This window comes from Stenotrophomonas ginsengisoli (assembly GCF_001431485.1).
Classification (GTDB): domain Bacteria; phylum Pseudomonadota; class Gammaproteobacteria; order Xanthomonadales; family Xanthomonadaceae; genus Stenotrophomonas; species Stenotrophomonas ginsengisoli.
Genome location: NZ_LDJM01000011.1, coordinates 1 through 12,085 on the forward strand (window position 1 = coordinate 1; position 12,085 = coordinate 12,085).

10 protein-coding genes and 1 pseudogene are annotated in these 12,085 nt (G+C 55.7%); 10 read left to right on the forward strand and 1 reads right to left on the reverse strand.

All coding sequences use genetic code 11. The features are described 5' to 3' along the window. Positions 1 to 742 precede the first annotated feature (742 nt). From ABB30_RS04025 to ABB30_RS04065, 9 genes and pseudogenes are all read left to right on the forward strand, one after another. Positions 743 to 1,972 carry a type II toxin-antitoxin system HipA family toxin gene (locus tag ABB30_RS04025; protein WP_057637035.1) on the forward strand — a complete coding sequence of 410 codons (1,230 nt, stop codon included), beginning with the start codon at positions 743 to 745 and terminating at the stop codon, positions 1,970 to 1,972. Positions 1,973 to 3,137: 1,165 nt separating this feature from the next. Further along, positions 3,138 to 3,284 (forward strand): annotated as a pseudogene (locus tag ABB30_RS04030) (DUF1153 domain-containing protein); the annotation flags it as partial. 242 nt (positions 3,285 to 3,526) lie between these two features. Beyond that, positions 3,527 to 4,639 carry a dsDNA nuclease domain-containing protein gene (locus ABB30_RS04035; RefSeq protein ID WP_083489678.1) on the forward strand — a complete coding sequence of 371 codons (1,113 nt, stop codon included), beginning with the start codon at positions 3,527 to 3,529 and terminating at the stop codon, positions 4,637 to 4,639. 38 nt (positions 4,640 to 4,677) lie between these two features. Further along, entirely contained in the window at positions 4,678 to 6,375 is a 1,698-nt protein-coding gene (locus ABB30_RS04040) for a coiled-coil domain-containing protein (RefSeq protein WP_152980555.1), read from the forward strand. Positions 6,376 to 6,772: 397 nt separating this feature from the next. Next, complete coding sequence (locus tag ABB30_RS04045; RefSeq protein ID WP_161808827.1) at positions 6,773 to 7,369, forward strand: toll/interleukin-1 receptor domain-containing protein; 597 nt, start codon at positions 6,773 to 6,775, stop codon at positions 7,367 to 7,369. Between the two features lie 42 nt (positions 7,370 to 7,411). Then, positions 7,412 to 7,642 (forward strand): WYL domain-containing protein, encoded by a 231-nt coding sequence (locus ABB30_RS16935; protein WP_057637039.1) that lies wholly within the window; start codon positions 7,412 to 7,414, stop codon positions 7,640 to 7,642. 77 nt (positions 7,643 to 7,719) lie between these two features. Then, a complete protein-coding gene (locus ABB30_RS04055) occupies positions 7,720 to 8,235 on the forward strand; it encodes an H-NS family nucleoid-associated regulatory protein (RefSeq protein ID WP_057637040.1) in 516 nt (171 codons plus the stop codon). A 2-nt stretch (positions 8,236 to 8,237) separates the two neighbouring features. Further along, positions 8,238 to 8,645: a hypothetical protein gene (locus tag ABB30_RS04060; protein ID WP_057637041.1), complete on the forward strand. Its 408-nt coding sequence runs from the start codon at positions 8,238 to 8,240 to the stop codon at positions 8,643 to 8,645. 503 nt (positions 8,646 to 9,148) lie between these two features. After that, on the forward strand, positions 9,149 to 9,724 hold the full coding sequence (locus ABB30_RS04065; protein ID WP_057637042.1) for a hypothetical protein: 576 nt from the start codon (positions 9,149 to 9,151) through the stop codon (positions 9,722 to 9,724). A gap of 108 nt (positions 9,725 to 9,832) precedes the next feature. Here the strand turns inward: ABB30_RS04065 and ABB30_RS04070 are convergent, their stop codons facing one another. After that, positions 9,833 to 10,480 (reverse strand): GIY-YIG nuclease family protein, encoded by a 648-nt coding sequence (locus ABB30_RS04070; RefSeq protein WP_211263446.1) that lies wholly within the window; start codon positions 10,478 to 10,480, stop codon positions 9,833 to 9,835. A gap of 198 nt (positions 10,481 to 10,678) precedes the next feature. Here ABB30_RS04070 and ABB30_RS04080 point away from each other — a divergent pair. Further along, positions 10,679 to 11,835, forward strand: a protein-coding gene (locus tag ABB30_RS04080) for an IS3 family transposase (RefSeq protein WP_152980558.1) whose coding sequence is annotated in 2 segments (ribosomal slippage) — positions 10,679 to 10,919 and positions 10,919 to 11,835 — 1,158 coding nt in all. Because the reading frame shifts where the segments join, the coding sequence is not laid out codon by codon here. Positions 11,836 to 12,085: the final 250 nt, after the last annotated feature.

Below are 12,085 nucleotides of genomic sequence, written 5' to 3' on the forward strand. Positions count from 1 at the left end.
CCGTTCCAATTGGAACGGGGTAAGCAGGGTTGGGTCCAGCTGAGCCACCTGCACGCAAGGTCAATTGGCCCCTATCAGGCGGGTGGGGTGCGGGAGCCAAGTATCGATCTGCCGGTTCCAATTGGAACCGAGTAAGCAGGCGTGTTCTCCGCATGTGCACAACTTCTCAGTCCCCACCTCTGGTCTACTCAGGGCTTTGGCATTTCTATGGGTGACTAGGCGCTACTCTATTCATATGGATCATTTCCAGATGACAACACTATGGCCTGAGAATGAGGGCGGCGTATTCTTATGGTCGCGCCAAAAAATATCTCTTTCCTGGCAGTCATGTAGGCAGGGCCAGAGTGGATTGTACTGCGCAAAGTTGCACGACTTTGATTTGATTTGTTTTTCACATCATTGATGTGGGTTGGCTCTTAGGAGGGTGACGTCAATTTGACCAGCCCACAAAAGATGGAAATATCCCACAACAGGGGCGTAGGGCTGCGAAGTCGTGCTCTCATCTGCCATAAATGCAGGTTTAGTTGACGGGATTCCTATAACCTATCAATCTTGGTTGGTTAACTTCACAGCATCTCAATAGTTGCAATTCTCAGACCCAAATCAGAGATCATTGGCCTGCAGGCCAGCGCTTGAGTGATGGACACATCTCCTGCAACTGGACGCAGGAAGAGGCTGCGAAGCAGGCGGTGATCTCTGTCCAGATAAGGCACATGCTCGGCAGGCCGAAAGGAAGTATTGCTTGAAGATTATTGATGTTCACTACGATGGGTGGGGCCAGAGCTGGCAGCTAGGCAGAGTCGCAATCGATGGTCAGATGTCTTCATTCGAGTATTCCGTAGAGGCTATTGAGCGTGGCGTGGAGCTAGCCCCGTTCCGCACACAGCTGTCCCGTGTGGCACGTACCGATGGACCTGACCACATGGGTCGTTTGCCTGGGCTGATATCAGACAGCATGCCGGATGGGTGGGGAAGACTCTTGATTGAAAGGCTGTATCGTCAGCAAGGTCAGTCAAAGCCTGATGCTCTGGATATCTTGGCATTCGTTGGCGACCAAGCAATCGGGGCACTTACGTTCAAACCGTCAGCGCCAAAGTCCGGTGATACGCCGATCACCTCGCTCACCGAGCTTGCAGAGCAATCGATCCTCATCCATGAGGGTGAGGCAGATGAGGTTTTGCCTGTGGTGGCCAATGCTGGAGGCTATCCACATGGTGCGCGGCCCAAGGCTTTGATTACGAAGATGGCCAACCAGTCCATCACAACTGACCTAAAGGCCGAAGGCGAGCCATGGCTAGTGAAGTTCGCCAATCCCAGCGACGGCCCAGATGCTCCTCGCCTTGAAACGCTGTATGCGCAATGGGCCGGTATGGCTGGGATTAACATGATGCCGTGCCAGTGCATCGAGCTGGAGAACGATACTGCAGCGTTTGCCACTCTCAGGTTCGACCGGGAGGATGGTAAGCGGGTTCCTGTATTCACTGCTGCGGGCCTGATTGAAGCCAATTTCAGACTACCGGGATCACTGAGTTACCTGGATCTCTTGAGGCTCACCATTTCCCTAACTCGAAATGAGAGCGAACTGGCCCAGATGTTTGCACGGTGCGTGTTCAACGTGGTGTTCTCCAACATGGACGATCACCCCAAGAATTTCTCCTTCACGATGAACAGGGACGGTTCCTGGAACTGCGCACCTGCTTATGACCTGACACTCAGTAACGGGCCCGGCGGAGAGCATAGCCTTGATGTTCTAGGAAAAGGGTCAGAAATTTCCCGCGCAGATCTGTTGATGCTGGCCAACAGTGCCGCGCTCAGCGGAAAGTGTGCTCGAGCAATCATTGATCAGGTGGCCAACGTAGCCAGTGAGGTACTAGGGAAAGCTGGGACTCTCGGAGAAATGGGCATCCACAGGCATCGCTTGAGGGATTGGAAAAGGCTGGTCTCTGCGTCCCTTAATCGAATGCGCGGATAAAAATAATTTTCATGAGCCTTGCTGGTAATTAGTAAGAGCCTTGCAATCTATAACGATATTCTCGCTGGATAATGCTTGTGGCGAGTGCTGCGACTTGTGGCACAACCAGAAAATTCGGCATCGTGAGTCTGTCTGAACTATAGGTATTCAGTGGTTTCCAAAATCCGGGTCGTATCTGCATGGGGTCTGGCGTGGCTAAAGCCGCATTTCAATTCATATCCAGTGAAAATTGGTGCTTGATTGCGATTTTCATCCAATAACATCTTCTGCATCAGAATTGCTGATGATGTTTTGGGGGATGTGGTGATTGAGTTCGCGACACTCGATGAATTGTTAAGGATGGCACGCGAGGGACTGGGCGATCCGTTGGTTCTGGTCAGTGATAAGGCTGTCTGGAAGGGAAGTGGGGACTCATCTGGAGAGTACTCGTCCCGCAATTGGGTTTTGTTGTTTGCCTCTGCTTCCTTGGTTTCGGTGCTTTGGCCTAAGGGGATTCCAACGAGTGTGCGTCGGTCGGTGTATGCGAATGGATTCTTGATAAAACGCAGTAGCGCAGAAGTTGTTTTGCTATCTGTGTATCTGATGGCGGGATCATTGATCGTTTTGCAGAGAGTTAATTTAATAGTGGATGCTCCAGTCCGTCGCTGCAGGATGGCGGAGTGCTTTATCTGTGCATCAATATTACCTCATGCGGGGCATGCAATTGATTCAAAGGTGCGTAAGCCATATGTTGGCGTAGCCGAGGATGGAGGTGGAAGTTTTGTCTGTCGAATCTACCGAGATGATAGTAACGGTGCGAGAGAGGCGACTTAGTTCTCAATTATTCATCCATAATTTCCACGGCTTTTTACACAGGAGTTATTTTTCTTGCTTGGGTTGGGGTATGTATCGCCCACGGAGGTTTGTGAAATTATGGTTAAGTCTTGTCCAATGGATGTGCCAAATGATAAGTTGTCAAATGTTGTTTTGATTAAAGTTAATAAGATCAATAAGTTGCCTTCTTGGCATTGCGCGGGTGTGAGGGATTTAGTGTCCTTTGCTCTCATTTTCCACCGCAAAAGTTTTCCTGCTTCGTGTCCAGAAAAAGACTGGCGGTTCAGCGCACCAATCTGTAATGACCCACTGAATTCCTGCTCAGTTGTTACAACTCCCGAAGGAGACGCCGATGAGCGTAGTGATGGAAGAAGGAATCAAGCGCTGGACCGCCCGGCGCAAGTCGGCTCTGGTCCTTGAAATCATCCAGGGCAAATCGACCGTGGCAGCAGCCAGTCGGCAGTACGACCTGACACCTGCCGAGATCGAAAGCTGGGTGTAGGATGCCCAAGAAGAGATGACCAAGGCGTGCCACAGGGAAGTGGCATTCCAAGCAGCCTTGGCAAATGGTCGTCATGGACATCTGGAGGGCTTCAGTGGTGTCATTGGTAAATAACTCACAGGCAGGCAAATCATTGATTATTCTGCCTTTGTGGGCCAAATGTTGACTTGGGTCACAAACATGCCTCTAATCGAGGTAATGCGTCGGGCAAGGAGATCCGACGGAAGGGGCCTCGGGAAATGAGTTCGACTGTCATCGCTGATTTCCTGTCCACGGCTCCATTGGCAGAGGAAGGCGGCGCGATCTCCGCAGATCGCTTCGATTACCAAAAGAACTGGGCTTTGGCTCGGTTGCTGACCCTGCACCAAGGATCAGGGAACTACGTGCTCCTTTGTGAGTTGCACGAGGACATCGCTGTCCTGGATTGTCCAGACCAGCCATCACGCGCCGCTTTCTATCAGATCAAGACCAGCGCAACAAGTGCTTGGACGCTGAAGAAGCTGACGAATCGGAAGAAGGGCAAAAGCGGCGATGCTCTACCTTCCATTCTTGGGCGATTGTGTGCCAAGGCTGCTCAGCTGAAGCAGGAGCAAGTCACTTTCCAGTTCGTGACCAACGTGGGAAGCGGCTATGGCTTCCCTGTCACCGAGAAGGCTACTGAGGAGTCTGGTGAACGCCTGTTTCATGTGCTGAAACAGGCCGAATGGGGAGCTATAAGTCGCTGTTTGGCGGACGAACTAGGGGAGGACTTCGAAGAGCCGCTCCGGGAGCAATTAACGGTTTCGATTTCCAAAATACATCTGGACACGCACAACGAAACCACTGTGGGCTTGGTAACTAACTTTCTTGACCAGCATGTCAAAGGTGTTTACATACCCCCTAAGGCCTTCTATAGAAGCCTATTTGACGAATTGCGTAGACGGACAGTAGCTAAAAGGCCGTCTGGCAGCATATCAGACGTATGCAAGGCAAAGGGTATCGACAGGGATTCCTTCGACGCGATGCTGGGCAACGCTCGATCCGTTGCTCATGCCGCTGGTGCTTGGAGCAATGTCCAGTCAGAGCTGCACAAAGACAACGTGCCGTTCCCTGTCCGCGCCAAGCTAAGAGAAGCATACCCAGACTACTATTCTAGGATGCAGGATCCGCTGGACGCTGCTTTCCGAAGAGACTGCCAAATCCTCGTCGCAGCGGGTGAGAACGTCATGGCCAATAGTTCAACGCTACTTGACATGGCGAACGCTGCCGTTGCGCTCGCTCGAAGTGACTCCGGATACGGCGTTGCTTCGCTTTCCCCGGAGCAGGAACTCATTGTCGTAATGATGAATTTCTATGAAAAGCACTCCCAATAACTTCCGGATGCTGGTGCGCAGTCTAAGGACCAGGACACATGAAAAACTTAGTATTTCAAAAGCTTCATCTCGTGTCCCATCGGGAACGAAAAGCAAGGTCGGTCGTGTTTCACCCCGGCGTGACGGTAATCAAGGGTCTAAATGACGTAGGAAAGTCATCGCTAGCCAAGTCCATCTATGGGACGCTGGGCGCAGAAGCGGCAGAGATCCATCCGGATTGGAAAGGTGCGAGCGTCATATCGGCGCTGGAGTTCACTGTCGATGGCGATTCCTACGTCATGTTGAAGGAGGGGAAAACCTTCACATTGATCGAATCAGAGCGCGTCAGAGGTTGCTACACCAGTGTCACTGAAGGTCTCGCGCCGGCTCTCTATGAGGTGCTGGGTGCCAAGCTTAGGCTGAAAAATCGGGCCGAAAAGGTGGTCGTTCCGCCGCCGGCCTACCTGTTTATCCCTTTCTATGTGGACCAGGACGCTGGGTGGAGCAGTCCTTGGACTTCCTTTGCTCGTCTGGAACAGTTCGCTCGCTGGCGAGAAGACGTTGTTAACTTCCACGTGGGTGTGACGGGGGCTGAGTATTTCGATGCCTTAGATCTCCAGGCGACAGCAACTGCTGCCAGAGTTGAGCCGGCTAAGCAGTTGGATGGATTGCGCTCGCTTCAGAAACGAGCCAAGGACACGGTCGCTGAAGACATCGATGTAGAAATCGATCCCGAAGTCTTCTCCGAGGAGATTGAGCGCGTGGTGGGCATGCTCCAGCAGTTGGTGGAGGTCCGTGAGGAAGAGCGAGCAAGGCTCTCAGGCTTGACCCAGCGCCGCTTACAGCTGGAGGCTCAGCGGGAGATTCTCGACCGCGTTCGCAGGGAGCTGCATGCGGACTACATGTTCGCTGTGAAGCATGAGGGTGAAGACCTAGAGTGCCCGACCTGTGGCCAGCTTCACGAGAACTCGTTTGGTGAACGGTTTGCGTTGGCGCAAGATGAGAGTCGGACAGACGATGTCTTAGTTGAGGTGATGAATGCTCAGGCGATTGTCTCTGGTGAGATCGCCATCAGTCGTCAGCGCCTCAAAGACGCCACCGAGGACGAGCAAAGGTTCAATGAGCTTCTCACTCGCAGACGGGGGCAGGTCACGTTTGCGCGTTTACTTGAGCGAGCAGGGCAGAAGCGATTTTCCTCTCAACTGGACGATCAGGTTGCTGATCTTGTTCAGGAGATCGCCACTCTGGACTATCGGATTAAGCAAGCGGCGGAGCGGCTAAAAAATGCGCGCTCAACGGAGCGAAAGAAGGAGATCCTCGAGACCTATGCTCGGTTGTTGACTGACTTTGCGGGGAAGCTCAGCGTCATGTTCCAAGAAGACTTCCTTAAGTCGCTGATGCTCAAGATTCAAGAGACCGGAAGTGACCGGCCACGCGCCATCCTCGCTTACGTTTATGCAATCCTCCATCTCATATGGGATGCGGAGGATGCTGTGAGATGTCCGATTGTGCTGGATTCGCCAAAACAGCAGGATCAGGATGATATCAATCACCTTAATCTTCTTCACTTCATCAGGGACGAACGGCCGATTGGATCTCAGCTCATCCTGTTTCTGGTCGACGATGCAGAGGTCGATTTCGGGTGTGAACCATTGGTGTTGGATACGAAGTATTCGCTGCTCTCCACCGAAGAATATGAGCAGGCATCTGAGGTAATTCGTGGTTTCCAAGCCATTCGAGAGATGTCGGCACATTGATCGTCATCGTCGAAACTCGTTGTAGGGGCTTCTCCAGTCGGAAAGCTCTGGTCATCTGTCGTGGCTAACTCAGTTAGTATGGGGGCGTATGTATAACTTGTTAATGGTGTATCGGGAGGGGACTTGGGATGAGGACGAGTTCATCCTTGAGCTACCACGTTACCTTGAGCACACAGTTCCGCCGCTAGCAGAGCGTTTTGCTACCTTGACTGCGGATACTATTGCCGCCCTTAAGGGGCTTCCCACGCTATTTGCCTATGAAGATCGAGGTCGTGACGTTGGACCATCTTCGCAGGTCGGTCGGATCGAGGACATCCAAGTTCGTTACGGGGGGGTGCGGATCACATGGTCCATTGACGCGAGAATTGGCCCAATCCCAGCTACGCGGCTAAAGGAGATGTTTGGCCAGCTGGATATCTCGGAGCGTAACTGGGAACACACCCGCACCCACTGGGCGGTGAAGGACGTTGATCTGCTAGATGTCCTGGTTCGAAACGGCATTTTGCAGGATGACCCATCTCCGGCCCCCAAGGTCTTCGTTTCCTATTCTTGGGATTCCCCTGAGCATTTGGAGTGGGTCCGTAGGCTCGTGATTGATTTGCGGGCGAACGGTGTCGACGCAATCTCGGACCGAACACACCTCCGGTTCGGACAGGACCTCCCCCATTTCATGGAACAGGTAGCTGCCTGTGATCGGGTGATCGTGGTCTGCACCGAAAACTACATGAACCGTGCAAACCAGCGCTTGGGTGGGGTTGGGTATGAGCATCTGGTGACCGCTGCACAGCTTGCCGGCGATCCCTCGTCTATGAGATTCATTCCCGTCATCAAGGATCAGCGAGATGCCGGAAACACCCCTGTAAATCTTAGGGGAAGGATGTTCGTCGATCTCAGTGATGGGCCGGGATACAACACCAACTTCCAAGCGTTGGTCCGGGACCTTCATAACGCCGTCCCTCCCGTCCCGCCCCTCGGTCGACGACCGCAGTTCTAGGTGGTCGATTTTCTCAAGGATAGAACTTGCGAGGGTCCGTTGATGGTGATTCGCCAGGCAATGGAGGAGGGCAGCGACGTTCGCTTCCTCTACACGAAAGAAGATCAGGCGTCGGAGTGGCGCACCGTAACACCTCTGGAGTTGACCCACCTCCATCGGGCCAGCCATGCCTCGCGGTGCGTATTGGCCTACTGCCATCTGAGGCAAGTCGAGCGCCACTTCGTCTTGTCTCGCATCAAGCAGATATGCTGTGTGGCGGCTGTGCGCTCGTAATCTACCTTTCGGCCACTGTTTGGCCGTTATCCAGCCTATGGGCTATAACTCATGGTTCGCTTGAATGGAGGTGTCCCTTGGCCCTGACCACCCTGCAGTCGATCAACGCCGAAATCAAACAGCTGGAAGCCCAGCGCAAGCTGATTGAGAAGCGCGACGGCGAGGTGCCTAAGGCGCTGGCCGTGCTCCAGAAGTATGCGAAGGTCCTCAGCCCAGCGCAGCGGCGGCAGGTGGCCAAGCTCATCGGGGAAACGCTCGACAACAAGCCGGAGCGCGCGGACAAGGCTGCTCCCCCCTCTCGCAAGACCCGCAAGCTCGGCAAGGTGGCGCAAAAGTATCGACTGCCGACCGGTGAAACCTGGGCAGGACGTGGCCTGACCCCCAAGGCGTTTGCCACCTGGGCGAAGTCCGCAGACGGGAAAGCGTGGGCTCAGGCTAACCCGGGCAGCAAGTTCCCGGCAGCCGATGGGGCGGTGAAAAATGCTCCGTCCAAGGCCGTTAAGAAGGCGAGCAAGACTGCAAAGAAGGCGGCCCGAAAGGCCGTGAAGAAGCCCGCGAAGAAAGCTGCGAAGAAAGCGGTGACGAAGGCCTGACCGTGCGTGGACTGTTCCCCAAGCGGAAGAGTAAGCTGACGGCGCAGGGCAAGGCGGTGGCCGCCATGCACGCCCTGCTCGACACCGTCGACGGAAAGGTGGATGAGAAAGTCGCCGCGGCCAGGCTCCGGGAGCAGGTGGGGCTCAACTGGTCGTTTCTCACTTGCATGCAGTATCTCTCGGGCAAGGAAGCTCTGGCTGCGATTGAGTCGCTGCCCGCCGGCTGGGAGGAGCTGGGACGGAGCAAGCGCCATGCCTTTGCTGCATCGGTGCTGGCGGCCCACACCGTGGCCAACCTGCGTTCCGACGGCACAATGCTGTGTGCCAGCCACCTGGCAGAGGAGCTGAAGGGTAAGACCGTGGAGCAATGGCTGGCGGAGAAGTCCGAAGCGGAAGGGAAAGAAGTCTGACAGCACGTGCCGCTCGGGACTGATTGCCGCAGGACCATCGCGGTTGGATGATGGGCTCGCCGTCCTGGCCACTTCACCCGGCAACGGGGGACGGGGGCGAGAATCCCCACTCAAGTGCCGACGACCGGAGCCCCCGCAAGGGGGCTTTGTCATTTGTTCCTCGGGTAAAGGTGGTTCTAGGCGGGTGCCAAAGAGCGTAGGAAAGGCAGAATTAAAGCTCTGCTTCGTCTATAATTTGAAAATTCAGGGTTGTCTCTGATGGTCTGGGGCGTTTCTTACAGGGGAATGATTTGGCACTCGTGACATGCGCTGAATGTAGTCAACAGGTTAGTGACCGCGCGTCGTTTTGTCCTTCGTGTGGGAATCCCGATGTCCGGCACTCAGTTGAAGCTGCGGATCCCATAACAGAGGAAATACCTAAAGCCCCTTTGGTGAGCGAGCCGCCATCTATATCGCTGCTCCCACCCTCGCAGCCAACAAGGCAGCCTGATGCGCAGGCGCAAATGGGTGGGCTGGGTGGACTGAAGTTCAAGCAGACTAAGAATCAGCGAAACAAGCCACGAAGCCTGTGGCCGAAGATTGTCTTGGGGGCGATGATTTTTGGTCTGGGGTATGTTGGGTATACGAACTACCCTGTCATCCTGGCGAAAATCGCAGGGAAGCCATCGGCTGCTCAAATTGAAGAGTTGTTGGCTGAGCCGTTGTCGAGTTCATTGACCGTGAACGAGTTCAAGGTCCCGGCCAAGTTTGTGGAGATTGTCGAAGTAAATGTGCGGAATGTTGAAACTTTCGACAAGCGGGATGGGGTTGTCTTCTACCGGGCGACTGGAAGCGCCGTGGCACGTTTGACGGCCTCAGGGGCGGCGATCGGAAAAGACGTTGAGGGGCAGATCGGTGCAAATGCTCAGCGTCTCGACTACCGATCGGCCGTAACGGCTGTCTACAGCCGGTTCCAGGCGCACTCTGCGATGGCTGACGTTCCGGCAGGTACACAATATCCGCTCGGTTTCGAGGTGGTATTGCGAGTGGTCGATGGAAACGCTGTGCTGGTGGATGGGCGTGTTTCGTCGAACAATTGATGCTCGAGCTGGTGCCGTGGTGGAACACCCCAGCGTAGTAAAAATGGTGTCCGAAGCAGCGTTATCCGATGAGCGAACAATGAAGGCCCCCGCAAGGGGGCTTTGTTATCAATTCCGGTTGTAGCCGTGTTCGCGCGACAGCAGCAAGGATTTCCAATGGCTTTCCCGCCCGCAGAGGTCGTCCTCGGTGGCGGACAGGTCAGCGATTTCCAGAATAGCGAAGCGCAACGCTTGCCGGCGCTCTTCCGTGGCCTCAATGCCAAATTCCTTGCGCAACGCCACGTTGCCGCCGTGCCCATTGGCCGCATACGCGCACCAGCGGCCCCAGATCCCGTCGGCCCCCGAGGCCTTGCCGACGTAGAGACGACCGGCGATCGTGTCGGTGATGACGTAGATTCCCTTCACGGAGGACAGGGCCGCGCGCCAGGCCGCGGTTTGCTGGCGCACCACGGTGTCCAATTGCGCCTTGGTCAGGTTCACCGCCTTGAAGCCGGGGAAGTCTGAAATGGACAGCCTCTCGGCCAACAGCTCCGTCACCGTCAAATCCTCGGCCAGCGTTTCTCCCTTGGGGTAGGAGTGGCGCTCGGTGTATCGGCTTTCCAGGAAGAGGCGCCCCACCCATTCCTCGCACGACGGCACCCGTTCCAACGTGTAGTAGAAGTGAGACTTGGGGTCAGCTTCTTCCACACAGTCCAAGGAGCGGAACAGGCCCGCATAGAGCCAGCGGGTGGGCGATCCCGCGCTGACCAAGGACACAACAAACTCGCGCTGGAAGTTCCGCTTGCTCTGCCAGCGCTGCCATTCGTCGAACTGACCCTCCAGGAAAACGTCCAGTGGGCGTTCGTTGCCGTTGTAGCGTGCCAGGTGGATCTTGGCCTTCTTCGCGTCGAAGGGGTTCTACCCCGATTTCACGGACACTTACAAGAAGGCCGATACAGGCCATGAGGAGTGTTCATGTCAAAGCGTCGCAAGTTTAGTGCCGAGTTCAAGCGTGGTGCAGTGGAACAAGCCAGTCGGCCAGGTGTCAGCTGCGCCCAAGTAGCCCGTGAGCTGGGCATTCGTGACAGCCTGCTGACCCGCTGGAAGCGGGAGGCACAAACGACGGGGAAAGCCGCCTTTGTTGGCACCGGGAGCCCGCGTGACGAGGAAGTTGCCCGGCTCAAGCGCGAGTTGGCCCGGATCACCAAGGAACGGGATTTTTTGCGCGAAGCGGCGACGTTCTTTGCCAAGGCATCATCCTGAGGTATCAGGTGATCGAGCGTTGCCGCGATGAGTTTCCGATTCGCCTGATGTGCCGCTGCCTGCGGGTTTCGACCAGTGGCTACTACGACTGGAGCAAGCGCCTGCCCAGTGCCCGCCAGCACGACAACGAGCGCCTGCTGGACCGTATCCATGCGCTGCACCAGGACAGTCGGGGCACATTGGGGGCCGGCCGCATGCAGGAAGATCTGGTCGAGGAAGGGTTGACGGCCAGTCGGAACCGGGTTGCCCGATTGATGGCGGCAGCCGGCCTGCAAGGCTGGCCGCGCCCGAAACGGCGTGGCCAGCGCTCCCAACCGGCACTGACGCCGCCGGGCGTGCGCAACCTGTTGGAGCGTGATTTCAGCGCCCTGGAGCCGGAAACCAAGTGGGTGACCGACATCACCGAGATCAAGACCCAGCAGGCCAAGCTGTATCTGTGCGTCGTGCTGGACCTGTTTGACCAGCGGATTGTGGGTTGGTCCATGCATCACCGCCAGGACCGGCAGATGGTGATCAGGGCCGTGCAGATGGCGGTTTGGCAGCGCCAGGAGCAGCATCCATTGATCCTGCACTCCGACCGTGGCAGCCAATTTCGTAGCGGTGATTACCAGGACTACCTGGCCGCCAACGGCCTGCTCTGCTCGATGAGTGCGGTGGGGCATTGTGGTGACAATGCCGCCTGCGAGGGGTTCTTTGGTCTCCTCAAACGCCAACGGATCTATCGCACAACGTATCCAACACTCGATGCCGCCAGGTCCGATGTGTTCGAATACATCGAGCGCCGCCACAATCCCAGGATGCGACGGCGACGGGTCAAACAGGATCAGAAGTTTTCAGCCCTTTCCAAACAGTCCGTGATTTCGGGGTAGAACCCGGAGACCAGTTCGTGGTCATCGGCGCCGTTGCGCTGGCCGCCGTAATGCAAGAAGCGTAGGAGCAAGTGCGAGCAACCAAGGATCTGGACGTGGTGCTGATCGGGGAGGCGCTGACGCCCACGTACAGCCAGCGGTTCTGGGAGTAAATCGAGCAGCACCTGTCCCAGCCCGGAAAAGCGACCGAGTCGAGCCAAGGGTTGACGCGGTATCACAGTGACGCTGATGCCGTTGGAAGCGATTACAC

What these genes read in the sequence shown, in the direction of transcription:
- ABB30_RS04035 (WP_083489678.1), top strand. Translation starts at nt 3,527, where the DNA reads ATGAGTTCGACTGTCATCGCTGATTTCCTGTCCACGGCTCCATTGGCA.
- ABB30_RS04040 (WP_152980555.1), top strand. Translation starts at nt 4,678, where the DNA reads ATGAAAAACTTAGTATTTCAAAAGCTTCATCTCGTGTCCCATCGGGAA.
- ABB30_RS04045 (WP_161808827.1), top strand. Translation starts at nt 6,773, where the DNA reads ATGTTTGGCCAGCTGGATATCTCGGAGCGTAACTGGGAACACACCCGC.
- ABB30_RS16935 (WP_057637039.1), top strand. Translation starts at nt 7,412, where the DNA reads ATGGTGATTCGCCAGGCAATGGAGGAGGGCAGCGACGTTCGCTTCCTC.
- ABB30_RS04065 (WP_057637042.1), top strand. Translation starts at nt 9,149, where the DNA reads ATGGGTGGGCTGGGTGGACTGAAGTTCAAGCAGACTAAGAATCAGCGA.